Here is a 25,825-nt window from a genome sequence, read left to right on the forward strand (position 1 = left end):
AGCTCACGCTGAATGGAGGCAGGCCGGCATGGCGGAACGCAAGGTGGCTCTGGTAACCGGGGCGTCGGCGGGAGTCGGACGGGCCACGGCGCTCGCCCTGGCCGATCACGGCTACGACGTCGCACTGCTGGCGCGCGGACGCGCCGGGCTGCAGACGGCGGCGGCCGAGATCGAGTCGCGCGGAAGGCGCGCGCTCGTCCTGCCCACCGACGTCGCCGACCACGCGGCGGTGGACCGCGCCGCCACCACCGTGGAGGACCGACTCGGGCCCCTCGACGTGTGGGTCAACAACGCCATGACGACCAGCTTCGCCCCGCTGGCGCAGACCTCGCCGGCGGACTTCCAGCGGGCGATCGAGGTCACGTTCCTCGGTCAGGTCTGGGGCACCATGGCCGCGCTGACCAGGATGCGCCCCCGCGACCGCGGCTCGATCGTCAACGTCGGCTCGGCCCTGGCCTTCATCGGTATCCCGCTGCAGGCCCCGTACTGCGCGGCGAAGTTCGCCAGCCGCGGCTTCTTCGAATCGGCCCGCGCCGAACTGCTGCACGACGGCAGCAGAGTCCGGATGTCAATGGTGCACCTGCCCGCGGTCAACACCCCGCAGTTCTCCTGGTGCCACACCTCGCTGGACCGCCACCCCCAGCCCGTCCCGCCGATCTACCAGCCGGAGCTGTGCGCGAAGGTCATCGTGCGCGCCGCCGTCGACGGCCGCCGCTCGAAAATCATCGGGTCGTGGAACAAGGCCCTGGTCGCCGCCGGTTCGATCGCTCCCGGCTTCGGCAACCACTACGCCGCCCTGGGCGCGTGGGAGTCCCAGCTCACCGACGCCCCGCTGGCGCCGGACCGGCCGGACAACCTGCGCGCGCCGGCCGACGGTGACCGCGACGCCGGGGCGCACGGCATCTTCGACGACCGCGCCGGCGGGTTCACCGACCCCGGTTTCCTGCGCTCGCTGCCCCAGACCGGCCGCACGTTCGCCCGGGCCCTGGTCGCCACCGTCCGAGACCGCCGGCGCCCCCGCGCGCAGCGCCCCCGACCCACGACCGGCGCCCCCGCGCGGCACACGGCCGACGTCTGAGCGAGGCCGGCACGGTCGTGGACGTGACCGCGCGGGCCGGCCGGAACCGGCCGGACCGCGCGGGTGGGACTATGCGGGTGGGACTACTGGCCCGAGCTGCCCGTGGCGGCCACGGAGCCGAGCAGCGAGGCGTTGCCGGAGTCGGCCTCCGCCTTGCGGCGACCCATGCTCTTGGGCTCGATGTCGACGTCGGCCGCCTCGGCGCGCAGCGCCGCGACGGTGCACTTCTCCCGCGGCCGGATGGCGAAGGGGTCGAACGAGAAGGCCCGCATCGCGTTCTCATGGGTGATCTTGTTGATGTCGGCGTCCGAGACCCCGGCAAGGTCCTTGAACAGCTTCTCGGGACCGTGCGGCCAGGTGGAGTCCGAGTGCGGGTAGTCCAGCTCCCACATGATCTTGTCGATGCCGACCTGGTCGCGCAGCTTCACGCCCACCGGGTCGTCGATGAAGCAGGTCCAGATGTGGTCGTAGAAGACCTGGCTGGGCAGCCGGCCGCCGAGGTCGGTGAACGTCCACGCGTGGTGGTGCTGGTAGACGTAGTCGGCGCGCTCGAGGGCGTAGGGCAGCCAGCCGATGCCCCCCTCGGACAGGGCCATCTGCAGGTTCGGGATCCGCTTGAAGATCCCGGAGAAGACCAGGTCGGTGACCGCCATCAGGCTGTTCACCGGGGTCAGGGCGATCATGACCTCCGGCGGCGCGTCCGGGGCGGTGATGTTCATCGACGACGACGAGCCGATGTGGATGCACACGACCACGTTGTTGTCCGCGCAGGCGCGCAGGAACGGGTCCCAGTACTCGGTGTGGTAGCTCGGCAGGCCCAGCTTGGTCGGGTTCTCGGAGAAGGTCACCGCGCGGGCGCCCTTCGCCGCGACCCGGCGGACCTCCTCGGCGGCGAGCTCGGGGTCCCACAGCACCGGCAGGCTGATCGGGATCAGCCGGTCCGGGTGGGAGCCGGCCCACTCGTCGATGTGCCAGTCGTTGTAGGCGCGCACGCTGGCCAGCGCGAGGTCCTTGTCCTTCGCGCGAAGGAAGAGCTGGCCGCAGAAGTGCGGGAAGGTGGGGAAGTTGATGCCGGCGAGCACGCCGCCGGCGCTCATGTCCCGCACGCGCTCGTCGGCGTCGTAGCAGCCGGGGCGCATCTGGGCGTACTCGGTGGGGTCGAGCCCGTACTCCTCCGGGGGACAGCCGGCGACGGCGTTGAGGCCGACGTTCGGGGCGAAGCCGTCCTCGAACGCCCACAGGTCGCCGCCGTTGGGGCCCTTGACGATGTGCGGAGCCCGGTCCTTGTACTTCGCCGGGATGTGCGCGTCGAACAGCGTGGGCGGTTCCACGACGTGGTCGTCGACGCTGATCAGAATAAGGTCTTCGACCTGCATGACACTCCTTGACGCTTGCGGAGGACGGAGGAACGCACCAGATGCCTCCCAGCTCCTCGTCGGTGAACGTGACGCAGCTCTATGAGCTGTAACACTACTAAGACTACCGTCAGGATGAGGGCGTTGTCAGTGATGGAAGCGTCTTCAGTGATGGAAGCGTTGTCGGCGATGAAAGCGTTGTCAGCGATGAGGGCGTTGGCGGGGACGGAAGAGCTGCCGGCCTCGGACCGCCGGGGGCGGCCCGATCCCGGCGGGGCTCAGAACGCCGAGCGGTGGTGGCCGCCGTCGACCTCGATCCAGTTGCCGGTGACGTAGCCGGCCTGCTCCGAGCACAGGTAGACGATCATCGAGGCGATCTCGTCCGGGCGGCCGAGGCGCGCGGCGGGCACCCCGGCGTTGGTGCGCATCCACTCGCGGCGGGCGTCGGCGTCGTGCACGCCGACGTTGGCGTCCATGTACGCGATCGCGTTGGCGGTCTCGATCCAGCCCGGCGCGACCGTGTTCACGGTGATGCCGTAGCGGGCGTACTCGTCGGAGACGGTCTTGAGCAGGCCGATCGTCGACGGGCGGGTGGCGTTGGCGATGGCGTGGTGGATCGCGCCCACCGGCTCCTTGGCGGTCGCCGAGCCGATGTGGACGAAGCGGCCCCAGCCGGCCTCGCGCATCCCGGGCAGCACGGCGTGCAGCAGGTAGACCTGGCTCATCGTGTAGCTGCGGAACGACTCGACATAGTGCTCGGGCTCGGTGATGTCCTCGAAGTCGCCCGGAATGTTGAACACGGTCTGGCCGATCACGATCAGCGGCGGCCCGAACGTCGCCGTGACCTCGGCGACCGCCCGGTCGACGTCGGCGCGGTCGGTGAGGTCGGCCGACACCCCGATCGCGGTGCCGCCGTCGGCCGTGATCTGCTCGACGGCCTCGTCGATGGCGGTCTTCGTCCGGGCGACGATCGCCACCTTGCAGCCTTCGGCGGCCAGCAGGCGGGCGGCCTCGCGGCCCATCCCCTTGCTCCCGCCGGTTAAGAAGACGACCTTGCCGGCGATCCCGAGATCCATGCGTTGTGCCTCCTGGGCGTGGGTGCCCGCTCGCCCGCCGGCCTGCGGCCGGGGCGTCGGGTGGTCAGGTGGGGAACGGCGGTCGGCTCCCGGGGCCCCGCGCCTCGCGGCGGGGTTCGCGGCGGGGAACGAGGTGTGGTCAAGCCGGCAGCCGCGATGTAGAACACAATTCTAGGAACGTCCTGGCGGGAGCGTCAACGCATCGGCGGCGCGGCCACGCGGGGCGTGGGCGGCCGAACCGGCCCCCGTGCCGGGCTGGTGCGGGGGAAACTTGATGCTTCCGTCAAGTTTCGGTCGCCCTGACGAACTGACGAACGGACGAGGTGATCCCGAACTCCGGTGATCATCATGGGGTGCGGCCGGCCGGCCGACCACAGGGAGACCAGGTGTTGATCTTATGACGTTTCCCCTCGCGGGTATCAGGGTGCTGGAGTTCTCCGAGCACGGTTTCGTGCCGTCCGCCGCGGCGGCGCTGGCCGACTTCGGCGCGGACGTCGTCAAGCTGGAACGGCCCACCGGCGATCCGATGCGCCAGATCCACGCCAACCGCCTCGTGCCCGAGGCCGACGGTGAGGAGTTCATGTTCGAGCTGGTCAACCGCAACAAGCGGGGCGTCGCGCTCGACGTGGAGACGGCGGCCGGCCGGGCCGTGTTCGAACGGCTCGTCCGCTGGGCGGACGTCTACATCACCAACCAGCTGCCCCGGGTGCGCCGCAAGCTGCGCACCGAACCCGCGGACCTGCTGGCCCTCAACCCGAAGCTCGTCGTGGCCAAGGGCCACGGCCAGGGCCAGGCCGGCCCGGACGCCGAGGCCGGCGGCTACGACGGGGTCTCCTACTGGGCCCGCGGCGGCGTCGCCCACGTGCTCACCGCGCCGGACGCGCCGGAGCCGACGATGCAGCGCCCGGCCCTCGGTGACGTGCCGACGGGCATGTTCCTCGCGGGCGCGGTCTGCGCCGCCCTCGTCGGAGTCCTGCGCACCGGCAAGGGCGTCGTCGTCGACACCGCCCTGCTGAACGGCGCGACCTGGACGATGGGCCCCGACCTGGCCTACAGCTCGCTGACCGGCCGCCAGATGCAGATGACCGGCGGCGGCCCGCGCAGCCCCCTGGTCAACACCTACCGCACCGGCGACGGCCGCTTCGTCAACCTCGTGATGCTCGACGAGGCCCGCTACTGGGCGCCCGCCTGCACCGCCGTCGGTCTGCCCGAGCTGATCGACGCCTACCCGGACGCCGCGTCGCGCCGGGCCGCCTGGGGCGAGCTGGGCGAGGCGTTCCGCGCGGCGATCGGCGCGCTCACCCGCGCCGAGTTCGACGCCCGGCTGCGGGAGCAGGACTGCATCTTCTCGTTCTACGCGGTGCCCGAGGAGGTCGTCGCCGACCCGGCCGTCGTCGACAACGGCTACCTCATGGCCCATCCGACCCGCCCCGGGCTGCGCCTGCCCGCCGCGCCGGCCCAGTTCGACGACGCGCATCCGGTGATGCGCCTGGGCGCGCCCGCGCTCGGCGAGCACTCCCGCGAGGTGCTGCGCGAGGTGGGCTACGACACCGACGAGATCGACCGTCTGGTCAAGGACGGCGTCCTCGGCAGCCCCCCGGCCGCCTGACCCGCCGCCCGTGACCCGGGCCGGATCCGCCGGTCGCCCAGCGGATCCGGCCCGCCTGCCCGCGACCGCTAGCCGGCGACCGGCTCGTGGGGGACGACGCGGGGGACGACCGGCTGGTGGCTGGTCGCGCCGCCGTCGACGGTGAGCTGCGTGCCGGTGACGTACTTCGACTCGTCGGCCGCCAGGTAGACCGCGGCGGCGGCGATGTCGGCGGGCTCGCCGAGCCGCGGCAGCGACAGCATGCTGCGGATGACGTGCATGTACTCCTCGTCGGCGAGCAGCTTGCGCATGACGTCGCCCTCGGTGTTGATGAACCCGACGATGATCGCGTTGGCGCGGATGGAGTCCGGGCCGTAGTCGACCGACATCTGCCGGGTCAGCGCGTTGATCGCACCCTTGGACGCCTGGTAGGCGGGCCGGGAGCGCACGGACAGGATGCTCGACGACGCCGAGATGTTGATGATCGAGCCGCCGCCCGCCGTGCGCATGTGCGGGATCGCGTACTTGCTCGCCCACAGCGTCCCGTACAGCGCGGTCCGGACGGTGTAGTCCCAGTCCTCGTTGGTGATCTCGTCGACGTGGTTGTCGACGCCGCTGATCGTCACGTCCGTCGCCGCCGCGTTGTTCACCAGCACGGTGACCGGGCCATAGGCGTCGACGGTCGCGGCGATGGCACCCGCGACCTCCGACTCGATCTTGTTGTCGGCGCGCACGAAGGTCGCGGTGCCGCCGGCGTCGCGTAACTCCTTCTCCAGCGTGGTGCCGGTCTCGATGTTGCGCCCGGTGAACGCCACCGCCGCGCCCTCGGCGACGAACATCCGCACGATCCCGGCGCCGATGCCGGCGGTGCCGCCGGTGACCAGCGCGACCTTGCCCTGAAGCCTCATCTGCCGTCCTCTCGGTGCGACCGGTACGACCGGACCTGCTGCTGGTGCGGGGCGCTCATCCCCTGCCCGCGGCCTGCACGGCGATCGCGGCCAGCTCGCCCGGGGTGCTGCCGCGGTGCTCGCGCAGGATGTGGCGCAGCGTCAGGTCGACGTCGGCGCCCTCGGCCCGCAGCGCGGCGACGGTGGAACGCTCGCGCGGGCGGTGGGAGAAGGCGTCGAAGTCGAACGCCCGCAGCGCGTTGAGGTGCGTGATCGCGTTGACCTCGTCGTCGGGGATGCCGGCCAGCGAGCGGGCCAGCTCCTCGGGGCTGTTCGGCCAGGTCGAGTCGCCGTGCGGGTAGTCGCACTCCCACATGATCGTGTGCAGGCCGACCCGCTCGCGCAGCACGAGACCGGCCGGGTCGTCGATGAAGCAGCTGTAGATCTGGTCGCGGAACAGCTCGCTGGGCAGCCGGTCGCCGAGCTCGGTGCCCGTCCACGCGCGGTGGTGGCGGTAGACGTAGTCGCAGCGCTCGAGGGTGTAGGGGATCCAGCCGATGCCGCCCTCGGACAGCGCGATCCGCAGGTCCGGGTAGCGGGGGAGCACGCCGGAGAACAGCAGGTCGGTCAGGGTCGACTGGGTGTTCATCGGGCTGAGCGCGATGGAGACCTCCATCGGCGCGTCCTCGGCGGTCACCGGCACCTGCGACGACGAGCCGATGTGCAGGCAGACGACGACGCCCGTCTCGGCGCAGGCCGCCCAGAACGGGTCCCAGGAGCGGCTGTGCAGGCTCGGCAGGCCGAGCTTCGCCGGGTTCTCCGAGAAGGTCACCGCGCGGCAGCCCTTCGCGGCGACCCGCCGGATCTCGGCGGCCATGAGCTCGGCGTCCCACAGCGGCATGACGGCCAGCGGGATGATCCGGCCGGGATGCGCGCCGGCCCACTCGTCGATGTGCCAGTCGTTGTAGGCGCGCACGACGGCGAGTCCGAGCTCGCGGTCGGCGGTGGCCCGGGTGAGGAACTGGCCGCAGAACTGGGCGAACGTCGGGAAGTTCAGGCTGGCCAGCACCCCGTTGACGTTCATGTCGCGGATGCGCTCGTCGATGTCGTGACACCCCGGCCGCATCTGGTCGAACCGGGTCGGGTCTAAGCCGTAGTCCTCGGGGCGAACGCCGGCGACCGCGTTGAGGCCGATGTTCGGGGTGATCTGCCCCTCGTAGGTCCAGATCTGGTTGCCGTCGGCGGTCTCGACGACGTGCGGCGCGCGGTCGCGGTAGCGGGCGGGGATGTGCGCGTCGAACATGGTGGGCGGCTCGACGACGTGGTCGTCGACGCTGACGAGGATGAGGTCACCGACATCCATGGGGCGCTCCTGTCAGGGGTGGCGGTTGGCGGTTGGCGGTTCGCGGCTGTCAGGCCGTGGCGGCGGGGGCGGGGCGGACGTGGGCCCCGCCGCTCAGGCGGTGGGGACGGTGACGCCGATGTTGTCGACCAGCGGGGTGGTGCCGAAGCGGACCGAGGCGAGCAGGCGGACCTCGCCGTCGCTCGGCCCGCCCTCCGCGGCCGGGTCGAGGGTGTCCAGCGGGCGCAGCGTCGCGGCCTCGACGGCGACGATGTAGTCCGGGTCGGCGACCGGGCGCAGCCGGGCCAGGGCGACCTCGGCCGCGGCGCGGGCGTCGCGTTCCCCGGCGGCGATCGCGTCGGCCGCGGCGGTCAGCGCGGCGTACAGCGCCGGCGCGGCGGCGCGCTGCTCGGGGGAGAGCTTGGTGTTGCGGCTGGAGATCGCCACCCCGTCGGGCTCCCGGCGGGTGGGGCAGCCGATGACCCGCGACGGCAGGTGCAGGTCCTCGGCCATCCGCTGGAACATCACCAGCTGCTGCCAGTCCTTCTCGCCGAAGAACGTCAGGCAGGGCCCCGCGATGTTGAGCAGGGTCGCGACCATCGTGACGAGCAGCTCCATGTGCTCGCCCTCGGGCATGCCGGTCAGGTGCCGCAGCATCCCCGGCATGGCCATGAAGGTGTTCGAGGGCCGCTGGTAGAGGTCGTCGCGCATCGGGATGTAGAAGATGTCGACGCCGGCCGCCTCGAACAGCGCCTGGTCGTGGGCGAGGTCGCGGTTGTAGGCCTGCACGCCGCCGGAGGCCCACTCCAGCTTCAGCGCCCCGTTCCAGAACACCGCGACGACGTCGCACTCCTTCTTCGCCTGTTCGACCAGGGAGATGTGCCCGGCGTGGGTGCCGCCGCTGGTGCCGACCATGGCGACCCGTCGCCCGGCCGCCCGCTCGGCGTCGAGCAGCTCGCGGACCTCGGCATGCTTCTCAGTCGTGATCATGACGCGCTCCAGGGTCGAGGATCATCGCCGCGCTCTTCCGGGGAAAAGGGGCGGGGAAAGATGGTGAGGGGATGTGATGACACTCACGGATCGCTGTCGCCGTGTCAAAGTGCCGTTCAGATTACTGAACAACTGTTCAGTCGACGGACGCGACTGAGCCACCGCGTCGCGACTGCTCGCGAACGCGGTGGCTCAGGTAGGCAGGAAGGGTTGTGTAGCGGGGTTGTGTAGCGGGGCTGTGCAGGCCGGGTGGCTAGGGCCGGTTCTTGTCGGCCGGCAGGATGGCGGGGGCGTTGCGCCAGTCGTCCAGGCCGTACTCGGCGGTGCCGACGTACACCTTGCCGCCGGAGACCTCGCTCCAGTGCGCGTGGTTGAGCTGGTGCAGGGTGAAGGCGGCGTCGAGCGCCGAGCTGAAGCCCATCGCGTCCTGCGCCTGGTTGACCGACTCCTTGACCAGCAGCGCCGCCATCGTCGGGACCTTCGCGATCCGGGCGGCGAACTCCACCGTGCGCTCGGAGACGTCGGCGACGGGGAAGACCTTGCTCACCATGCCCAGCGCGTGGGCCTCGTCGGCGCCGAGGGAGTCGCCGGTGAGCAGCAGCTCCTTGGCCTTGCGCGGGCCGAATTCCCACGGGTGGGCGAAGTACTCCACCCCGCACATGCCCAGGCGGGTGCCGACGACGTCGGCGAACACGGTGTTGTCCGCGGCCACGATCAGGTCGCAGCACCAGGCCAGCATCAGCCCGGCGGACAGCACGTTGCCGTGCACCTGGGCGATGGTGATCTTGCGCAGGTTCCGCCAGCGCTTCGTGTTCTCGTAGTAGTAGTGCCACTCCTGGCGGGTGCGGTTCTCCGCGCCGCCGTAGGAGGCGCCGTTGCACAGGAAGGTGGGATGCAGGTCGGGGCCGTCCGGGTCGCGCTCGGCGATGCTTTCGGGGGTGCCGAGGTCGTGGCCCGCGGAGAACGACGCCCCGGCGCCGCGCAGGATCACCACGCGCACGCCGTCGTCGGCCTCCGCCCGGGCGAACGCCTCCCCGAGCTCGACGAGCAGGCCCCGGTTCTGGGCGTTGCGCGCCTTCGGCCGGTTGAGGGTGATCCGCGCGATCCGGCCCTCACCGAGCGTGTCGTAGTCGATGTAGCGGTAGCTCACGCGGACACCTCTCGCGGCACCTCGTGCGGCGCGGCCGCCAGCCGGGCACGCAGCGCCTTCTTGTCGATCTTTCCGGTCGGCAGGACGGGTAGTGCGTCGACGACCACCGCGGACCGCGGTGACTTGTAGCGGGCGATCCGGGTGGCCACGTGCTCGCGCAGCTCGCCCGAGGTGAGCGTGGCGCCGGGGGCGAGGACGACGACGGCGCACACGGCCTCGCCCCAGCGCTCGTCGGGCACGCCGACCACGGCGCACTGCACGACGGCGGGGTGGGTGAGCACGGCGTCCTCGACCTCGAGGGAGTAGATGTTCTCCCCGCCGCTGATGATGACGTCCTTCTTGCGGTCGACCAGGTGCAGCAGACCCTCCTCGTCGAACACGCCGACGTCGCCGGTGTGGCACCAGCCCTCGGCCAGGGTCACGCCGGTGGTCGCCGAGTCGTTCCAGTACCCGCGGAACATCGCCGGCGAGGCCACCACGATCTCGCCGGGCACGCCCGGCGGGCACTGCGCCCCGTCGTCGTCGAGGATGCGGATCTCGGTGTCCGGGTAGGGGAAGCCGACGGAGGTGAGCCGGCGGTCGCGCTCGGGCCCGGAGCCGCGGTGCAGTTCGCGGGGCAGCCCGGAGGTGATCACCTCGGTCTGGCCGTACAGGTTGAGGAAGCCGGTGTCCGGCATCGCGGCGAGCGCCGCGGCCAGCGTCGGCGCCGTGATGGGCGCGGCCGAGTAGACGATGGAGCGCACCCCGCGCAGCGCCGCCACCGGCGCCGGGTCGGCCACCCCCGGGCCCGCCCCGGCCTCGGTCAGCACCGCCTGCAGCATGCTCGGCGCCAGGTGCAGCACCGTGATCCCCTCGGCCGGCACCGTGGCCAGCAGCGCCGCCGGCTCGAACTGCCGGTGCAGCACCGCGGTCCCGCCGCGGGCGTGCAGGCCGAAGGCCATCGCCATCGCGCCGATGTGGAACAGCGGCATCACCAGCAGGATCCGGTCATCGCTGCCCGTGCGCATCTCGACGTTCATCGTCTGGCCGACGCGGAACATCTCCCGCTGGCCCATGATGCAGCCCTTCGGCCGGCCGGTGGTGCCGCTGGTGTAGATCAGGCAGGCGATGTCGTCGGGCCGGGCGGCGAACGGCAGCGCGTCGCCGAGCGCGGCGTCGCGGAACTCCGCCAGCCCCACGACCTCGCCGCCCGCGCCGTCCGCGGCCACGCTCGCGCCGTTCACGCCGGCGCCGTTCACGTTCGTGCCGTTCACGCCGGCGCCGTCCGGGTCCGCGGCCGGGTCGTCGAGACGGACGACCAGTTCGAGGCCGAGCTCCGCGCGCAGCGCCGTCACCATCGGCAGGAACTCGGCGTCGACGAAGATCGCCCGAGGCTTCGCGTCGGTGAGGATGCGGGCGATCTCGGGCGCCGCGAGGCGGAAGTTGACGGTTGCGATGACGAGGCCGCTGAGCTGCCCGGCCGCCAGTACCTCACCGAAGGCGATGCTGTTGCGACCGAGCAGGGCCACCCGGTCCTGGCGGCGCAGGCCGGCTCGGGCGAGGGCCGCCGCGATCGCCGTCGCGCGACGCAGCAGCTCACGGTGGGTGACGCTGCGCCCCTCGTACAGGTAGGCGGGAACGTCGCCGAACCGCTCCGCATTGCGGCGCAGGATGTCGGCGAGGCAGGGATCCGGGATGTGTTTCGTCGGCACGGGCTACTCCGTCGAAGCTCCGAGCGTTAATGTTTGACGATGATGTCAAACAACGACACCGCGGGCAAGCGCCCCCCGCGGCCGATCGACCCCCGGACCAGCGCGGTCGTCCTGGTGGAGTGCCAGAACGGGGTGCTCGGCCCGGACTCCATGCTGCCGTCGCTCGCGGCCGACTCGGCCGACATCCGCGACGGCCTGCGCCGGCTGGTCACCGCCGCGCGGTCCGCCGGAGTGCTCGTCGTGCATGCCACGTTCGAGGGCTGGCTGGGGTCCACCGACCCCGGGACCGCGCCGCTGTGGCGGACCGCCGCCCAGAGCAGCAAGGACTGGGGCCCCGGCCACCCGGCCACCCAGGTCGTGCCCGACCTGCTCGACCCCACAGACCTGATCATCCCGCGCCACCACGGCCTGTCGCCGACCTGGGGCAGCGAGCTGCTGCCGATCCTGCGCGGGCACCGGGTGAACACGGTCGTCTTCGCCGGCGTCTCGCTCAACGTCGCGATCCCGCTCGCGGTGGGGCAGACCGTGCACGAGGGCTTCCACGTCATCGTCACGCGCGACGCGGCCGCGTCGACCCCGGCCGAGTACGGCCAGCACATCCTGGCGAACACGATCGCCATGCTCGCCCGCGTCACCACGGTCGACGACCTCGCCGCCGCCTGGGCCGCCGCCACCGCGACCGTCTGAGCTGCCGAGCCGTCTGAGCTGCCGAGCCGTCTGAGCTGCCGAGCCGTCTGACGCCGCGAGGCAGCCTGAGCCGAGTTCGCGACAAGTGTTGGCGGAAGTGTCAAGTTTGGCTAGGGTCAGGCGGAGCTCGATGGCCGCGGTGCTGGGCCCGTGACGGTCCGCCGAGCGTCCTCGCGTACCCGCACCGAACGTGACCGCACCGCCGGACCGGCCGTGGTCCCCGCGGCCGATCCGGCTCCCCTTCCCGGAGGCGCCCCATGAGCACCAGCACCGAGTCGACGGCGAGCGGCGTCCCGGCGGCGTCGCCGTCCGCCCGCCCTGCCCCCTCTGCCAGCCCGGCCCCCTCTGCCCGCCCGGCCCCCTCTGCCAGCCCGGCCCACCATGCCCACGCCGTGCTGCACTGCAACCTCAACACCGTCGACGTCGACCGCTCCGCCGCCTTCCACCTGTCGCTGTTCGGCGGCGAGCCGCGGATGCGCTCGATCAGCACCGACGGCGACACCGCCACCATGGGCCTGGGCGCCGGCACCGCCAGCGTCACCACGTTCCTCTACGACCTGCGCGGCCCGCGCTCGGCCCCCGCCGTCGAGCTGGTCGGCTGGACCACGCCGCACACCGTGCCCGCCACCGCCGACCAGCGGCCCACCGGGTTCACGGCGCTGGGCTACCGCGTCGAGTCCCTGCGCATCGTCACCGCGCGCCTGGAGGCCACCGGCGTCGCGTTCACACCGGTGCCCGAGGGACTGGCGGTCCGCGGCGCCGTTCGCCCGGCGTTGCGGCTGACCGACCCCGACGGAGCCGTCATCGAGGTCGTCGAGATCCCCGCCGCCCCCGGCGATCCGCGCCGGCTGCCGCTGCTGTCCCACGAGCGGATGCGCTGCACCGACCTCGAACGCACCCTCGCCTGGTACACCGGGATCGGCTGGACGGTGCGTGACCGTGGCGAGAGCCCGACCGGACCGACCGCGTCGCTGGTCCTGCCCGAGGACCCGACGTTCTCCCTGGAGTTCGTCCAGCAGCCCGCGCCCGCCGGGGCCACGGCGACGCCGCCGGCCAACGTCCAGGGCCTCTACCGGATCGCGCTCGCCGTGGAGGACGTCCGCGAGGCGCACGCCTCGCTCGTCGCCGACGGCGCGATCGGCGACGTCGACGACCCGGTCGTCATGCCGATGCCGGACACGCCGACCGGCGGCTTCACGGTGCTGTTCCTGCACGACCCGGACGGTGCCGTCGTCGAGTTCGTCGACCGTCCCCGCTCGGCCGTGCGCCGCCCCACCGAACCCGCCTGACCCGCCTGACCCGCCTGACCCCGCCGGCCTGACTCTGGCGGCGGGCAGTCCACCCCGGCTCAGCCGGGGTGGATCGTGGCGACGAGCAGGGCCGCTGCCTCGGCGATGATGTCGGTCTCGTCCATCCGGATCTCGGTGGCCCGGATCTTGTACCAGCAGCGGTCCAGCATCGCGAGCACGACCAGGCCGACCGCCTCCGGCGAGCCGGCGGGGTCGTGCTGGCGGGCGTGGAGCAACTCGCCGAGCTTGCGGGCGACGCGGATCTGCGTGCGATGGGAGTCGGTGCGAAAGGCCGCGTCCGTCGGCGCGGACAGCATCGCGGCCAGCGCGAAGGCCCCGTGCTGGTCGAGGTGGGTGAAGTAGAGCCGGATCCACTCCTCGACGGCCGCGGCCGGCCAGTCGTCGGGCACCGCGGTGAGCCGGGCGACGACGGCGAGGCTGGACTGGTACCCGGCCCGGCCGAGCTCGGCGAAGATCTCCCGCTTGTCCCGGAAGTAGGTGTAGAACCCGGCCCGCGAGATGCCGCACGCCTCGGTGATGTCGGCGACGCTGGTGCCCGCGTAACCGTGGCGCAGGAACAGCCCGCGGGCGGTGTCGACGATGACGGCCCGGGTGCGCGCGGCGCGCGGGCCGAGGTCCGCCGCCGAGACGGGGGCGCGTTGTCGGGGAGTGTCGGACGGTTGCATGGCCATCATCTCGAGCGCGTCGACCGTGGCCGCCGTGGCGGGCGGCCGCACGGGGCGACCGCCGGCCACGGCGGCGGTGGTCAGATCGCGACGACCGGTTCGAGCTCGGCGCCGGCGAGAAGCTCGGTGCCGAGCTGTTCGGCCAGGGTACGGTGGTCGCCGAGCAGCAGGTCGAGCGCGGCGGTCCGGGCGACGAAGCGGTGCAGCTCGCTTTCCAGCGACAGCCCCATCGCGCCGCAGACCTGCACGGCGTGGCGCATGACCTCGGCCTGGGCGAGCCCGGCCCGCAGCTTGACCAGCCGCGCCGCCCAGGCGCCGCCGTCCGCCTGCCCGGCGCTGCCCCAGGCCACCGTCAGCTCGGAGCGCAGCGACTCGACCGCCACGTGCGCCTCGGCGAGGCGGTGGCGCACGGCCTGGAAGGTCGCGATGGACCGGCCGTACTGGACCCGCGCCGAGGTGTGCGCGACCGCGATCGCCAGCGCCGCCTCGCAGCCGCCGATGATCTCGGCGGCGAGCGCCCGGCGCCCGGCGGCGACGGCGCGGGTCCACGCCTCGCCGGCCGGGGTGGCGGGGCCCGCCGCGCCCGCCGGCGCCGCGGAGACGGTGAGCCAGCCCGCGGCGGTGTCGAAGCCGCGCACCGGCTGCGCGGCGGCCGCGACCAGCTCGGCCGGCAGGATCCGCAGCGTGGCGCCGCCCGCGTCGGCGGTGTCGCCCGCGTCGGCGGCGTCGAGGGCGGTCGGCACGACGACCTCGGTGATGCCGTCGAGGCCGCCGAGCAGCAGCCCGGTCAGCGGGCCGCGCGGGTCGGCCGGCTGGTCGGAGTGCAGCGGGTAGAGCAGGGCCCGCGGGCCGGTCGCGGCGGGCAGCGCGCCGGCGAGCTCGGCGAGCAGGACGTCGTCGAGGACACGGGAGTGGGCCAGCGCCCGCCCGTGCTCGGCGAACAGCAGGGTGGTGGCGCGGGCCGGGTCGTCGGCGAGCACGTCGGCCCAGCCGAGCTCCGCCAGCGCCGCGGCGAGGTCGCCGCCCTCGGCGAGCACCTCCCGCAGGGAGCCCGCCAGCAGCTCGGCGGTGGCGTCATCGAGTCCCGAAGTGGTCACTTCGCCTCCTTCGGCAGGCCGAGGACGTGATCGGCGATGATCGTGCGCTGGACCTCGGCGGAGCCGCCGAGGATCGTCGCCGAGCGGGAGAACCACCACTCGTTGCGCCAGGCCCTGACCTCGTCCGTGGCGCCGAGGACGAACTCGGTGCCCAGCAGGTCGCGGGCGAGGTCGAACAGGGAGATCTCGACGGTGGCCAGCAGGACCTTGTCGACGCTGGCCTCGGGGCCGACCGTGTCGCCCGCGGCGAGGCGGCGCACGGTGCCGGCGCTGCGGGCGCGCAGCGCGATGATCTGCTCGTAGACGAAGCCCAGGCGCGCGGCCGCGCCGTCGGGCAGCCGGGCGCCGGCGGCGAGCCGGGTGGCGACCTGCCCGCGCAGGTCCCGCAGCCGGCGCAGCGCGTCGGCGGCGCTGAGCCAGGCGTACATCGCCCGCTCCCACTGCAGCAGGTACATCGCGACGGCCCAGCCCTTGCCCTCCTCGCCCACGAGGTTGGACGCGGGGACCACGACGTCGTCGAAGAACACCTCGGCGAGCTCGTTCTCGCCGCTGGCCAGCGCGATCGGCCGGATCGTGACGCCCGGCGCGTCGGCGTCGAGCATGATCATGGACAGGCCGCGGTGGCGCGACTCCGGGGTGCCGGTGCGCACCAGGCACACCAGCCGGCTCGAGGTCGCCCCGTGACTGGTCCACAGCTTCGACCCGGACAGGACGTAGGTGTCGCCCTCGCGCCGCGCGCGGCAGCGCAGCGACGCCAGGTCACTGCCGGCCTCCGGCTCGGAGAAGCCCTGCCCCCACCATTGTTCGCCGCGCAGGTAGGCCGGCAGGTAGGCGGCGGCGAGCTCGGGGGCGAAGTGCACCACCGGCGGCCCGAGGGTCTCCAGCATCAGGTGCGGCGCGGGGATCGGCAGCCCGGCGGCGGCGAGGCCGTCGTAGAGGACGGCGCGGTGGCGCTCGTCCCCGCCGAGGCCGCCGGCCGACTCCGGCCAGCCGTAGCGGTTCCAGCCGGCGCGGAACAGCACACCCATGAGCAGGCCGTGGTCGGCGATGCGCTCCTCGGTGTTCGGGTAGTGCCGCCCGCGCCACCGATCCAGCGCCGGCTCGCTGGCCAGCCACGCGCGCAGCCCGCGGGCGTAGGCGTCGAGGTCGTCGCGCAGGACCGCCGGGTCGGTCACCGCCTCGGCGGCCGTCGGGCCGCTCGCCGTCGGATCGGTCGCCGTCGTGGTGGTCATGCGGGGCGTCCCGCCGCGGCCGCCCGGGCCTTGGAACGCTCGAGGAAGCTGCGCACGAGCGCCTGGTGCTCGGGGGTGTCGAAGGAGGCGAACTCCTCGCCGAGGGCGTACTCCAGCACGCCGGCCACGGCCCGCTTGATGTGCATGTTCAGCGCCCGCTTGGTGCTCTGCACGGCCTGCGGCGGCTGGGCGGCGAGCTTGTCCGCGACCTTCAGCGCCTCGTCGAGCAGCTCCGCGTCGGGCACCACCCGGTTGGCCAGGCCCAGCGAGACGGCCTGGTGGGCGGGGATGCGCTCGGAGGTCAGCAGGTACTCCTTGGCACGCAGCATGCCCATCAGCAGCGGCCAGGTCGGCGCGCCGCCGTCGGCCGCGGTCAGCCCGACGCCCACGTGCGGGTCGGAGATGAACGCGCTCTCGGCGAGCAGCACGATGTCGCTGCACACCGCCAGGTTGCAGCCCAGACCCACCGCGGCGCCGTTGACCGCGGCCACCACCGGCAGCGGGAAGTCGACCATCTCGTTGAGCAGCCGCCGGGCGCCGTCGATCTCGGCGCGGCGCAGCTCACGGTCGTCCCACAGCTCGACGAAGTGCTGGAAGTCGCCGCCGGCGCTGAACGCCCGGCCCGCCCCGGTCAGCACGACCGCGCGCGCGTCCGGGTCCTCCGCCAGATGCCGCCACACCCTGACCAGGGCGTGGTGCAGCGCCTCGTTCGTCGCGTTGAGCGCCTCCGGCCGGTTCAGGGTGACGAGGCGGACTGGACCCCTCTCCTCGATGAGCAGCTCCGGCGCGAACGGGTTGTCCATCAGTTCTCCTGTCGGTCCTGCTGTGCGCCTGCGATAGGTCTGAAAGATCGGCGGGCCGGTACGTCGGCGAGGTCGGTCGGCGAGGTCGGTAGGTCGGCGGTGGGCCCGCGGCGTGCCGTGCCCCGCCCGCCGCGCGACCGGCCGGGCCGCGGCGGGCGTCCGGGCCGCCTCCGGCCGGCCTTCGTCCGCCGGGGGTGAATCTCCCGTCAACTGCCCGCTGCCCTGCCTGGCAACGCCACCGGTGGTGCGCCACCCCGGCCATGAGACCGTTGTTTGACGGAAATGTCAAGTTCTCCTAGGGTGCTCCTGGTGGCGGCGTCAGCCGCCCCCGAGGTCCACTGTGGGACCTGCGGACGGCGGCTCCGAGGGCGCCGTCCGACGAGCGCGCGGCCCGGCCGGTGCCGTCGACCGCGACGGCACGCGGGGTCGCGGGAGGAGGCGGCGTGACGGACACAAGTTCCCCGGCACCAGCGAGTTCCCAGGCGTACGCGAGGCCCGAGCGGCGGCTGCTGCCGCAGCCGACCGCCGAGTCGGCGGCGTTCTGGACCGGTGGGCGCGACGGCAAGCTGCTGATCAGCCACTGTCGGGGCTGCGGACATTTCTTCCACCCGCCGGGCCCGGTGTGCTGGCGCTGCCGCAGCACCGACGTCGGCCCGGAGCCGGTCTCCGGCCGGGCGACGGTGGCCACCTACACGATCAACCGCCAGCCGTGGATCCCCGGCTACCCGCCGCCGTACGTGGTGGCGATGGTGGAGCTCGCCGACGAGCCGGACGTCCGCCTCATCACCAACATCGTCGACATCCCGCTCGACGAGGTGCGCGTGGGCCTGGAGGTAGAGGTGTTCTTCGAACAGTGGCCGGCCGAGCCCGGTCCGGATGACGCGCCGGTGTGGCTGCCGCTGTTCCGGCCGGCCACGGCAACGGTCGGGGGTGCGCGATGAGCGGCGGGCCGTTCGACGGCAAGGCCGTCGTCACCGGGGCCGGCAAGTCCCAGGTCGGCCGGCGCCTCGGGCGCACCGGGCTGGACCTGACCATCGAGGCGGTGACCCGCGCGATCGCCGACGCGGGCCTGTCGGTCGACGACATCGACGGCATCGCCAGCTACCCCGGGCCCGGCGTGCCGGACCTGGGTTTCTCCGGGGCCACGATCACCGAGGTCCGCAACGCCCTCGGCCTGCGCAGCCGCTGGTACCTGTCCTCGACGGAGACCGCCGGGCAGATCGGCCCGGCGATCGAGGCGTGCATGGCCGTCACCCTGGGGTTGGCCAACCACGTCGTCGTCTACCGCTCGGTCTGGGAATCGACCGCGCAGGCCGGCGCCGGCCGGGCGTCGGTGCTGTTCGGCGGCGGGGCCCTGTCCGGGCACCTGGAGTACACCGGCCCCTTCGGCGCGCTGTCCGCGGCGAACTGGCTGTCCATGCCCGCGCAGCGCTACATGCACGACTTCGGGCTCACCCGCGAGCAGCTCTCCGCCATCCCGCTCAACGCCCGCGCCAACGCCGGGCTCAACCCCGACGCGATCTACCGCGACCCGCTCACCCTCGACGACTACCTGGGCGCCCGGATGATCTCCGAGCCGCTGTGCCTGTTCGACTGCGACGTGCCCTGCGACGGGGCGACCGCGGTCATCATCTCGCGGCGCGACGCCGCGGCCGGGCTGCCGCGCCACCCGCTGACGGTGGAGTCGGTCGGCACCGGGATGTTCGAGCGGGCCACCTGGGACCAGCGCGTCGACATCACCACCATGGCGGCGCACGACGTGGCCGCCACCCTGTGGGAGCACACCAAGCTGCGTGCCTCCGACGTCAACCACGCCCAGCTCTACGACGGGTTCAGCTTCCTGACCGTCATGTGGCTGGAGGCGCTGGGCTTCGCCGAGCACGGCAAGGTCGGGCCGTTCATCGAGGGCGGCGAGCGCATCGCCCTGGACGGCCCGCTGCCGCTGAACACCTCCGGCGGGCAGCTGTCCGGCGGCCGGCTGCACGGCATGGGCTTCCTGCACGAGGCGTGCGTCCAGCTCTGGGGCGAGGGCGGCGAGCGGCAGGCGCGCAACAGCCCCGAGGTCGCGGTCGTGGGCGTGGGCGGCGGCCCGGTCGGCGGCGCGATGCTGCTCAGCACCCGCTGAGCCCGACGGACAGGGAGAACGCCCAGATGGAGATCTACCGCAGCGCGGCCGACCTGGAGGCCGCGCTCGGCACCGAGATCGGCCCCACCGACTGGCTCACCGTGGAGCAGTCGCGGATCGACCTGTTCGCGGACGCCACCGAGGACCACCAGTGGATCCACGTCGATCCCGAGCGGGCAGCCGGCGGCCCGTACGGGGCGACGATCGCCCACGGTTTCCTCACCGCCTCGCTGGTGCCGTACTTCATGAACAAGCTGCGCACCATCGAGGGCATCCGGATGGGCATCAACTACGGCCTGGACCGGGTGCGCTTCCCGTCGCCGGTGCGGGCCGGCGCGCGCATCCGCGCCCGCGCGACCCTCATCGACCTGCGCAAGCTCGACGACGGCGCCGTCCAGGTCACCAACCGGGTGACGATCGACGTCGACGGCTCCGCCAAGCCCGGCTGCGTCGTCGAACTGCTGGCCCGGTACTACTTCGCCGACGCCGCCGGTTCCTGAGCCGCCGGTTCGTGAGCCGCCGGTTCGTGGGCTGACGCAGCCCATGCACGCAGGACCTCGCCGGTGTGCTGCCCGACCGTGGGCAGCACACCGGCGAGGGGGGTGGCGCTCGTGGCCGGGTCGCCCGTGGCCGGCTCGTGGGCGGCGCGGGGGGACGGCGCCGGCACGGTGACGGTCGCGCCCTCCGGGGTGCGCAGCGTGCGCAGGGCTCCCCGGTGGCGCAGGTGCGGGTCCGTCACCACGTCGTGGGCGGTGTTGACCGGCGCCCCGGGCAGCCGCGCGGCGGCGAGGCGGTCCACGGCCTCGGCGCGGTCGAGCCCGCCCGCCCACGCCCGCACCGCGGCGCCGAGCTCCCCGCCGACCGTCCCGGCCGGCGCGCCGACGATCGCGGCGAGGTCGCGCAGCTGGCGGGGGGTGGAGACGCTCACCGCGAGCCAGCCGCCGTCGGCGCAGGCGTACACGTCGCGCAGCGCCGAGCCCGCGAGCCCGCCGCCGAGGCGCCCGGGCGGGGCGGCCCCGGCCCCGACCCCCGCCGCCGCCGTGACCAGCGTCGGGCCGACGACGTGCAGCATCGCCTCCACCGGGTTGACGTCGACGACCCGGCCGGGCCCGCCGTTGACCCGCACGTCGTGGCAGGCGGCGGCGACCCCGAAGGCGCCCGCGTAGGCCATCACCGCGTCGCCGAGCGGGACCGAGGGCAGCATCGGCGGCCCGTCCGCATCGCCGGTCATGTGCGTCAGGCCCGCGAACGCCTCGCCCATCGTCCCGTTGCCCGGCCGTCCCGCGGCGGGGCCGTCGGCGCCGTACCCGCTCACGTGCGCCACGACGAGGCGGGGGTTGACGGCGAGCATCGTGGCGGGATCCAGGCCGCGGGCGGCCAGCCGCGCCGCCGGCTCGTTGACGACGACGACGTCGGCGGCGGCGACCAGGCCGCGCAGCGCCGCCCGCCCGCCCGCGTCGGCCGGGTCGAGGACGACCGACCGCTTGCCCCGCGCGACCAGCGGCCAGAACGCGGTCGCCCGGTAGGCGTCCCCGCCGGGGGGCTCCAGCTTGACCACGTCCGCGCCCTGGTCGGCGAGCAGGCTCGCGAGCAGGGGGGCGGCGTACAGGGAGGCGGCGTCGAGCACCCGCAGCCCGGCGAGCGGACCCGCGGCCGTGCTCGGAGTGCCGGCCGTGCTCGCAGTGGCGGGTCGGTTCATCCGAGGTCTCCTTCGCTGGGTGCGGCAGCCCGCGCCATGTTGACAAAGGATTCAACTCTTTGATGTGGTTGCCCTGGTCAAGGAGAGCACCCGTCCGACACTGCCGTCAATCACGGAGCCGCCGTCACCCGCGGAGCCGTCACCCGCGGAGCCGTCGATCATGGACCCCCGCCGCGCCGCCGGAGGCGCGGTGGTCTGCTCGCCGGACGCCGGAGTCTCAGGAGGCGCGTCATGACGTCCGTGTCGAGCGAGCAGTCCGCGGCGGGCGGTCTGGCCGCGACCGAGGCGGTGGCCCTGGCGCAGGCCGCCGAGCAGTGGCCGTGGCTGCTGACGGCTCCCACGGTCGACGGGCTGGTCGCCCGCCGCGCGCAGGCGACCCCCGACGCACTGATGCTCGTCGACGAGCACGACGCCCGGCTGACCTTCGCCGAGTTCGACGCGAAGGTCGACCGGGTCGCGGCGGCCCTGGCGGGCGAGGGCGTCACGGCCGGCACCCGGGTGGCCTGGCAGCTCCCCACGCGGATCAGCACCCTGCTGGTGATGATCGCGCTGCGCCGGCTCGGGGCCCTGCAGGCGCCGGTCATCCCGATCTACCGCGAGCGGGAGGTGGGCGCCGCGCTCGCCGCCGTCGACGCGGAGGTCTTCCTGGTGCCGGGGACGTGGCGGGGCACCGACTTCACGGCGATCGCCCAGGCGGTCGCCGCCGCCGGCGGGCCCGCGCCCCGACTGCTGGAGATCGGCCACGACGCGCCGGAGGCCGACCCGCCCGGCGCGGTCGCGGGCCAGGACCCCCGTCCGGACCAGCGGGCGGACCAGCGGGCGGACCACCGGGCGGACCACCTCCCGGACGAGGTGCGCTGGATCTACTTCACCTCCGGGTCCACCGGCATCCCGAAGGGGGCGCGGCACAGCGACGGCACGCTGCTGGCGACCGCGGTCTGTTTCGCCGGCGTGAGCGGTCTCGGCCGGGCCGCGGGGGAGGTCGGCGCGGTCGGCTTCCCGGTGGCGCACGTCGGCGGGATCCAGTACCTCATCGCCGCGCTCGCCGCCGGCTTCCCGATCCTGCTGCTCGAGGCGTTCGTGCCCGACCAGGCCGTGGAGCTCTTCCGCCGCCATGACGTCACCGCCACCGGCGGCAGCACGCCGTTCTACACCGCGCTGCTCGACCTCGCCGCCGCCCGCCCGGGGGAGCCGCTGATCCCGACGCTGCGCAGCCTCAAGGGCGGCGGCGCCCCCTGCCCGCCGCACCTGGTCGGCGAGGTGGACCGGGTGCTCGGCGCGGTGCTCGCACACGACTACGGGATGACGGAGGTGCCGATGGTGGCGGTGGCCGCCATCGCCGACCCGCCCGACGTGCTGGCCGCCACCGACGGCCGGCCGGTGCCGGTCAACCGGCTGCGCTTCGTCGACGAGGGCGGTGCGCCGCTCGCGCCGGGCGCCGTCGGCGAGGTGCAGGTCGCCGGCCACGGCGTGTGCCACGGCTACACCGACCCGGAGGCGACCCGGGCGGCGTTCACCGCCGACGGCTGGTTCCGCACCGGCGACCTCGGCCGGTTGCTCCCCTCCGGCCACATCGAGATCGTCGGTCGGCTCAAGGACCTCATCATCCGCAAGGGCGAGAACATCGCCCCCCAGGAGATCGAGGCGCTGCTCGGCCGCCACCCCGACGTGGCCGAGGTCGCCGTGATCGGCCTGCCGGACCCCGATCGCGGCGAGCGCGTGTGCGCCGTCGTCGTCGCCCGACCCGGGCGGCCGGTCCCGTCGCTGTCGGAGCTGTCGGCGTGGCTGCGCGAGGCCGGGCTGATGCGCCAGAAGCTGCCCGAGCAGCTCGAGCTGATCGATCTCATGCCGCGCACCGGGCTCGGCAAGGTCGCCAAGGCCCAGCTGCGCGCCCGCTTCGAGCCGCGCGAGTCCTGACCGGCACCGCGCGCAGGGCCGGCATCAGGCGGTAGGGCCGGCGTCAGCGTCAGGCGGTCAGGACCGCCATGATGAAGCCGGCGATGGTGGCGACGACGTCGGTGTCGTCGACCGGCAGGTGCTGGCCGTGGCAGTGGTACCAGGCGCGGTCCATCATCGACTGGACGGCCAGGCCCAGCGCCTCGGGGGCGTCGGTCGGCGTGCGCTGACGGCCCCGCAGGTGCACCCCGAGCAGCCAGACCACGCGCAGCTCCATCTTGTTACGCGCGCTGCCGACGGCCAGATCGCCGGGGCCGGACTGGGCGGACAGGATGAACGCGCCGTGGCGGTCCATGAACGCGAAGTACTCCCACACCCAGGCCGCGACGTCCGCCTGGGTGCAGGGGCGTGCCATGGTCTCCCACCGCGCCATGACCTGCAGGATCTCGTGGTAGGTGGCCTCGCCCAGGGTGTCGAAGATTTCCCGCTTGTCCCGGAAGTACGTGTAGAAGCCGGCGCGGGAGATGCCGCAGGCGTCGGTGATGTTGTTGACCCGGGTGCCCGCGTAGCCGCGCTCCAGGAACAGCCGGCGGGACGCGTCGAGGATGAGCCCGCGGGTGCGGGCCGCGCGGTGGCCCATGGCCCTGGGAGCCGCCTTGACCGCGTCAACCGCCTTGACCGCGTCCGTCGCGTCCGTCGCGTCCATCGCATCGACGGCAGGGGGCTCATCCATGATTCTCCCAAGTCTAGGAGGGGCATGCCGGGGCCGGGCCTGACGGACCTGTCGACGCCGGTGCCTGCCATCGGCCGAAGTGACCCGGCGGGGTCCCACATGTCCGTGTCAGCTACGTTCTGACAAAGTTGACAGTTTCGTCAAGTCGGCTTAGTGTGGCCTCGCGCAGCAGTACGCGAGACAGCACCGAGGTGGCGAAAGCCCGGTCGCCCACGGTCGACGGCACCTGACGCCGACGGCGAGTTCCCCCGGGCAGCGAGGAGCAGCAGCCGTGACGCAGTTCACCGACGCGCCGATCTTCGACGCCGACCAGCACATGTACGAGACCCCGGACGCGCTCACCCGGCACCTGCCGGAGCGCTACCGGCGCGCGGTGCAGTTTGTGCAGGTCGGCCGGGCGACCAGGATCGCGATCAGAGGCAAGATCACCGACTACATCCCGAACCCGACCTTCGACCGGGTGGCGGCGCCCGGTGCCTGGGAGAAGTTCTTCTCCGGCCAGAACCGCGAGGGCCAGTCGCTGCGGGAGATGACCGGGCGGGCCATCGAGTCCCGCCCGTCGTTCCGCGAGCCCGCCCCCCGCCTGGTGGAGATGGACGCCCAGGGCGTCGACGAGGCGCTGGTCTACCCGACGCTGGCGAACCTGGTCGAGCACTCCGCCGCCGAGGATCCCGAGCTCGTCGTCGCGATGATCCACGCGCTCAACCGATGGATGCTCGACACCTGGGGCTACACCCACGCCGACCGGCTGTTCATGACGCCGGTCATCAGCTGCGCCCTGGTCGACGACGCCCGCCGCGAGCTCGACTACGTCCTGGAGAACGGGGCGAAGGTCGTCCTGATCAAGCCGGCGCCGGTCAAGGGCCTGCGGGGCTGGCGCTCCCCGGCGCTGCCGGAGTTCGACCCGTTCTGGGCCGACGTCGAGCGCGCCGGCATCCCGGTGGTGCTGCACTCCAGCCAGCCGCCGCTGGACGACTACATCAACCGGTGGGAGCCGCCGGACTCCAACGACTTCACCGAGATGAGCGCCTTCCGCTGGGTGACGCTCGGCCACCGCGAGATCGCCGACATGCTCACCAGCCTGATCTGCCACGGCACGCTCACCCGGTTCCCGAAGCTGCGCATCGCCAGCATCGAGAACGGCAGCGCCTGGATCCACCCGCTGTTCGACGACCTGCAGGCCGCCTACAACAAGATGCCGCAGGCGTTCCCCGAGCACCCGCTGGAGGTGTTCCGCCGCAACGTGTGGGTCAGCCCGTTCTGGGAGGGCTCCGTGGCCGACGTGATCTCCACGGTCGGCTGGGACCGGGTGCTGTTCGGCTCCGACTTCCCGCACCCGGAGGGCCTCGCCGAGCCGCGCGGCTACTACGCCTACGCCGAGGGCATGGACGAGAAGCGGACCCGCGACTTCATGGGTGACAACGCGCGGCGGCTACTCGGCCTGCCGGTGCGCGACCCCGCCGGTGACCGGTCCCCGGTCGCGGTCTGACGCCGTGGAGTTCAACTACCAGTTTCCGACCCGTGCGGTGAAGCACTGGGAGCGGTGGATCGGCGAGCGTGACCTCGCCGACGTGGCGGTCGCCGCCGAGGAGAGCGGTTTCGACATCGTCTCCACGACGGACCACCCCTTCCCGTCCAGCGCGTGGATCGACGGTGGCGGCCACCACTCCTTCGACCCGTTCGTCTCGTTGGCGTTCATGGCGGCGGTCACCCGGCGCGTGCGCCTGTTGACGTTCATCCTGGTCGCCGGCTACCGCAACCCGTACCTGACGGCGAAGTCCACGGCCAGCCTCGACCTGCTCTCCGGCGGCCGGCTGATCGTGGGCATGGGCGCCGGGTACCAGAAGCCCGAGTTCGACGTGCTCGGCGCGCAGTTCGACGGCCGCGGCGGCCGGTTCGACGCGGCCATCGCCGCGATGCACGCCGCCTGGACGGGCGAGGTCGTCGAGCGCGACGACGACCCGTACTTCCCGGCGTCGGGCCACGTCATGCTGCCCCGCCCGGCGCAGCGCCCCGGCCCGCCGATCTGGATCGGCGGCAACAGCCGGGCGGCGATGCGCCGGGTCGCCGAGGTCGCCGACGGCTGGCTGCCCTTCGAGCAGCCCGCGCAGATGGCGGAGATCACCACCACGCCGAGCCTGGCCGCCGACGAGATCGGCGAGCGGATCGCCACCCTGCGTGAACTGCGCGTGGCGGCGGGCCGCCCGTCCACCTTCGACGTCTGTTTCACCCCGCAGGTCAGCCGGGATCCGGCGCGCGCCGCCGAGGCGCTCGCGGCCGCCGCCCCCGGGTACGAGGCCGCGGGCGTCACGCACCTGTCGGTCGAGTCGCACGCCCGCAGCATCGACGACTGCCTGGCCGAGATCGAGCTGTTCGGCAAGGCCCTCGCGTCTGCCCCGCTCTGAAGAACTGCCGCTCACG

General features: G+C 73.3%; 23 protein-coding genes. 10 read left to right on the forward strand and 13 right to left on the reverse strand.

Features of this window, described 5'->3' with window-relative positions; translation table 11 throughout:
* The first annotated feature begins 28 nt into the window (after window positions 1–28).
* A complete protein-coding gene (locus FRAAL_RS15165; RefSeq protein WP_050997136.1) occupies window positions 29–1,078 on the forward strand; it encodes an SDR family oxidoreductase in 1,050 nt (349 codons plus the stop codon).
* 83 nt (window positions 1,079–1,161) lie between these two features.
* Here FRAAL_RS15165 and FRAAL_RS15170 read toward each other — a convergent pair whose 3' ends face one another.
* Both FRAAL_RS15170 and FRAAL_RS15175 read right to left on the reverse strand, forming a co-directional pair.
* On the reverse strand, window positions 1,162–2,454 hold the full coding sequence (locus FRAAL_RS15170; protein ID WP_011604621.1) for an amidohydrolase family protein: 1,293 nt from the start codon (window positions 2,452–2,454) through the stop codon (window positions 1,162–1,164).
* 257 nt (window positions 2,455–2,711) lie between these two features.
* Window positions 2,712–3,509 (reverse strand): SDR family oxidoreductase, encoded by a 798-nt coding sequence (locus FRAAL_RS15175; protein WP_011604622.1) that lies wholly within the window; start codon window positions 3,507–3,509, stop codon window positions 2,712–2,714.
* 397 nt (window positions 3,510–3,906) lie between these two features.
* On the opposite strand from FRAAL_RS15175, the gene FRAAL_RS15180 reads away from it, so the two are divergent.
* On the forward strand, window positions 3,907–5,118 hold the full coding sequence (locus FRAAL_RS15180) for a CoA transferase (RefSeq protein WP_011604623.1): 1,212 nt from the start codon (window positions 3,907–3,909) through the stop codon (window positions 5,116–5,118).
* A 68-nt stretch (window positions 5,119–5,186) separates the two neighbouring features.
* Here the strand turns inward: FRAAL_RS15180 and FRAAL_RS15185 are convergent, their stop codons facing one another.
* The 5 genes from FRAAL_RS15185 to FRAAL_RS15205 form a co-directional block, all read right to left on the reverse strand.
* Complete coding sequence (locus FRAAL_RS15185; protein ID WP_011604624.1) at window positions 5,187–6,005, reverse strand: SDR family NAD(P)-dependent oxidoreductase; 819 nt, start codon at window positions 6,003–6,005, stop codon at window positions 5,187–5,189.
* Between the two features lie 55 nt (window positions 6,006–6,060).
* Window positions 6,061–7,347: an amidohydrolase family protein gene (locus tag FRAAL_RS15190; RefSeq protein WP_011604625.1), complete on the reverse strand. Its 1,287-nt coding sequence runs from the start codon at window positions 7,345–7,347 to the stop codon at window positions 6,061–6,063.
* Window positions 7,348–7,440: 93 nt separating this feature from the next.
* Window positions 7,441–8,316 carry a pantoate--beta-alanine ligase gene (locus FRAAL_RS15195; RefSeq protein ID WP_011604626.1) on the reverse strand — a complete coding sequence of 292 codons (876 nt, stop codon included), beginning with the start codon at window positions 8,314–8,316 and terminating at the stop codon, window positions 7,441–7,443.
* Window positions 8,317–8,569: 253 nt separating this feature from the next.
* Window positions 8,570–9,466: an enoyl-CoA hydratase gene (locus FRAAL_RS15200; protein WP_011604627.1), complete on the reverse strand. Its 897-nt coding sequence runs from the start codon at window positions 9,464–9,466 to the stop codon at window positions 8,570–8,572.
* Window positions 9,463–11,157 carry an AMP-binding protein gene (locus FRAAL_RS15205; protein WP_011604628.1) on the reverse strand — a complete coding sequence of 565 codons (1,695 nt, stop codon included), beginning with the start codon at window positions 11,155–11,157 and terminating at the stop codon, window positions 9,463–9,465. Before FRAAL_RS15205 ends, FRAAL_RS15200 begins: the two co-directional genes overlap by 4 nt.
* A 39-nt stretch (window positions 11,158–11,196) precedes the next feature.
* On the opposite strand from FRAAL_RS15205, the gene FRAAL_RS15210 reads away from it, so the two are divergent.
* Window positions 11,197–11,844 (forward strand): cysteine hydrolase family protein, encoded by a 648-nt coding sequence (locus tag FRAAL_RS15210; RefSeq protein WP_050997137.1) that lies wholly within the window; start codon window positions 11,197–11,199, stop codon window positions 11,842–11,844.
* A 257-nt stretch (window positions 11,845–12,101) separates the two neighbouring features.
* A complete protein-coding gene (locus FRAAL_RS15215) occupies window positions 12,102–13,133 on the forward strand; it encodes a VOC family protein (protein ID WP_011604630.1) in 1,032 nt (343 codons plus the stop codon).
* A 59-nt stretch (window positions 13,134–13,192) separates the two neighbouring features.
* Here FRAAL_RS15215 and FRAAL_RS15220 read toward each other — a convergent pair whose 3' ends face one another.
* From FRAAL_RS15220 to FRAAL_RS15235, 4 genes are read right to left on the reverse strand one after another with little or no spacing between them, the layout of a single operon-like run.
* Window positions 13,193–13,870 (reverse strand): TetR/AcrR family transcriptional regulator, encoded by a 678-nt coding sequence (locus tag FRAAL_RS15220; protein ID WP_011604631.1) that lies wholly within the window; start codon window positions 13,868–13,870, stop codon window positions 13,193–13,195.
* A gap of 29 nt (window positions 13,871–13,899) precedes the next feature.
* A complete protein-coding gene (locus tag FRAAL_RS15225; RefSeq protein WP_011604632.1) occupies window positions 13,900–14,916 on the reverse strand; it encodes an acyl-CoA dehydrogenase family protein in 1,017 nt (338 codons plus the stop codon).
* The gene (locus tag FRAAL_RS15230) at window positions 14,913–16,148 is read right to left on the reverse strand and encodes an acyl-CoA dehydrogenase family protein (protein ID WP_011604633.1); all 1,236 of its coding nucleotides are present in this window, start codon (window positions 16,146–16,148) and stop codon (window positions 14,913–14,915) included. The genes FRAAL_RS15225 and FRAAL_RS15230 overlap by 4 nt, the downstream gene beginning before the upstream one ends.
* Window positions 16,145–16,951: an enoyl-CoA hydratase/isomerase family protein gene (locus FRAAL_RS15235; protein ID WP_011604634.1), complete on the reverse strand. Its 807-nt coding sequence runs from the start codon at window positions 16,949–16,951 to the stop codon at window positions 16,145–16,147. The genes FRAAL_RS15230 and FRAAL_RS15235 overlap by 4 nt, the downstream gene beginning before the upstream one ends.
* Before the next feature lie 443 nt (window positions 16,952–17,394).
* On the opposite strand from FRAAL_RS15235, the gene FRAAL_RS34975 reads away from it, so the two are divergent.
* The 3 genes from FRAAL_RS34975 to FRAAL_RS15250 are packed head-to-tail and all read left to right on the forward strand — an operon-like array spanning window position 17,395 to window position 19,576.
* Window positions 17,395–17,892 carry a Zn-ribbon domain-containing OB-fold protein gene (locus FRAAL_RS34975; protein ID WP_011604635.1) on the forward strand — a complete coding sequence of 166 codons (498 nt, stop codon included), beginning with the start codon at window positions 17,395–17,397 and terminating at the stop codon, window positions 17,890–17,892.
* Complete coding sequence (locus tag FRAAL_RS15245) at window positions 17,889–19,076, forward strand: thiolase family protein (protein WP_011604636.1); 1,188 nt, start codon at window positions 17,889–17,891, stop codon at window positions 19,074–19,076. Before FRAAL_RS34975 ends, FRAAL_RS15245 begins: the two co-directional genes overlap by 4 nt.
* A gap of 26 nt (window positions 19,077–19,102) precedes the next feature.
* Window positions 19,103–19,576: a MaoC family dehydratase gene (locus FRAAL_RS15250; RefSeq protein WP_009738322.1), complete on the forward strand. Its 474-nt coding sequence runs from the start codon at window positions 19,103–19,105 to the stop codon at window positions 19,574–19,576.
* Here the strand turns inward: FRAAL_RS15250 and FRAAL_RS15255 are convergent.
* Window positions 19,549–20,775, reverse strand: a complete 1,227-nt coding sequence (locus tag FRAAL_RS15255; RefSeq protein WP_011604637.1) for a CoA transferase — start codon at window positions 20,773–20,775, stop codon at window positions 19,549–19,551. The two genes, FRAAL_RS15250 and FRAAL_RS15255, sit on opposite strands and share 28 nt — an antisense overlap.
* Window positions 20,776–21,006: 231 nt before the next feature.
* Between FRAAL_RS15255 and FRAAL_RS15260 the strand changes: the two genes are divergently transcribed.
* Window positions 21,007–22,692, forward strand: a complete 1,686-nt coding sequence (locus tag FRAAL_RS15260) for a class I adenylate-forming enzyme family protein (RefSeq protein WP_011604638.1) — start codon at window positions 21,007–21,009, stop codon at window positions 22,690–22,692.
* A gap of 49 nt (window positions 22,693–22,741) precedes the next feature.
* Here the strand turns inward: FRAAL_RS15260 and FRAAL_RS15265 are convergent, their stop codons facing one another.
* A complete protein-coding gene (locus FRAAL_RS15265; protein ID WP_011604639.1) occupies window positions 22,742–23,404 on the reverse strand; it encodes a TetR/AcrR family transcriptional regulator in 663 nt (220 codons plus the stop codon).
* Between the two features lie 271 nt (window positions 23,405–23,675).
* Between FRAAL_RS15265 and FRAAL_RS15270 the strand changes: the two genes are divergently transcribed.
* Window positions 23,676–24,893, forward strand: a complete 1,218-nt coding sequence (locus FRAAL_RS15270; RefSeq protein ID WP_011604640.1) for an amidohydrolase family protein — start codon at window positions 23,676–23,678, stop codon at window positions 24,891–24,893.
* A gap of 4 nt (window positions 24,894–24,897) precedes the next feature.
* The gene (locus FRAAL_RS15275; RefSeq protein ID WP_011604641.1) at window positions 24,898–25,809 is read left to right on the forward strand and encodes a TIGR03619 family F420-dependent LLM class oxidoreductase; all 912 of its coding nucleotides are present in this window, start codon (window positions 24,898–24,900) and stop codon (window positions 25,807–25,809) included.
* Window positions 25,810–25,825: the final 16 nt, after the last annotated feature.

Source organism: Frankia alni ACN14a, from assembly GCF_000058485.1.
Lineage (GTDB): Bacteria > Actinomycetota > Actinomycetes > Frankiales > Frankiaceae > Frankia > Frankia alni.

Coding starts and splice junctions, on each gene's coding strand:
- FRAAL_RS15185 (WP_011604624.1), bottom strand. CDS start 6,005: ATGAGGCTTCAGGGCAAGGTCGCGCTGGTCACCGGCGGCACCGCCGGC.
- FRAAL_RS15190 (WP_011604625.1), bottom strand. CDS start 7,347: ATGGATGTCGGTGACCTCATCCTCGTCAGCGTCGACGACCACGTCGTC.
- FRAAL_RS15250 (WP_009738322.1), top strand. CDS start 19,103: ATGGAGATCTACCGCAGCGCGGCCGACCTGGAGGCCGCGCTCGGCACC.
- FRAAL_RS15170 (WP_011604621.1), bottom strand. CDS start 2,454: ATGCAGGTCGAAGACCTTATTCTGATCAGCGTCGACGACCACGTCGTG.
- FRAAL_RS15255 (WP_011604637.1), bottom strand. CDS start 20,775: ATGAACCGACCCGCCACTGCGAGCACGGCCGGCACTCCGAGCACGGCC.
- FRAAL_RS15235 (WP_011604634.1), bottom strand. CDS start 16,951: ATGGACAACCCGTTCGCGCCGGAGCTGCTCATCGAGGAGAGGGGTCCA.
- FRAAL_RS15265 (WP_011604639.1), bottom strand. CDS start 23,404: ATGGATGAGCCCCCTGCCGTCGATGCGATGGACGCGACGGACGCGACG.
- FRAAL_RS15230 (WP_011604633.1), bottom strand. CDS start 16,148: ATGACCACCACGACGGCGACCGATCCGACGGCGAGCGGCCCGACGGCC.
- FRAAL_RS15165 (WP_050997136.1), top strand. CDS start 29: ATGGCGGAACGCAAGGTGGCTCTGGTAACCGGGGCGTCGGCGGGAGTC.
- FRAAL_RS15195 (WP_011604626.1), bottom strand. CDS start 8,316: ATGATCACGACTGAGAAGCATGCCGAGGTCCGCGAGCTGCTCGACGCC.
- FRAAL_RS15260 (WP_011604638.1), top strand. CDS start 21,007: ATGACGTCCGTGTCGAGCGAGCAGTCCGCGGCGGGCGGTCTGGCCGCG.
- FRAAL_RS15215 (WP_011604630.1), top strand. CDS start 12,102: ATGAGCACCAGCACCGAGTCGACGGCGAGCGGCGTCCCGGCGGCGTCG.
- FRAAL_RS15175 (WP_011604622.1), bottom strand. CDS start 3,509: ATGGATCTCGGGATCGCCGGCAAGGTCGTCTTCTTAACCGGCGGGAGC.
- FRAAL_RS15245 (WP_011604636.1), top strand. CDS start 17,889: ATGAGCGGCGGGCCGTTCGACGGCAAGGCCGTCGTCACCGGGGCCGGC.
- FRAAL_RS15180 (WP_011604623.1), top strand. CDS start 3,907: ATGACGTTTCCCCTCGCGGGTATCAGGGTGCTGGAGTTCTCCGAGCAC.
- FRAAL_RS15210 (WP_050997137.1), top strand. CDS start 11,197: ATGATGTCAAACAACGACACCGCGGGCAAGCGCCCCCCGCGGCCGATC.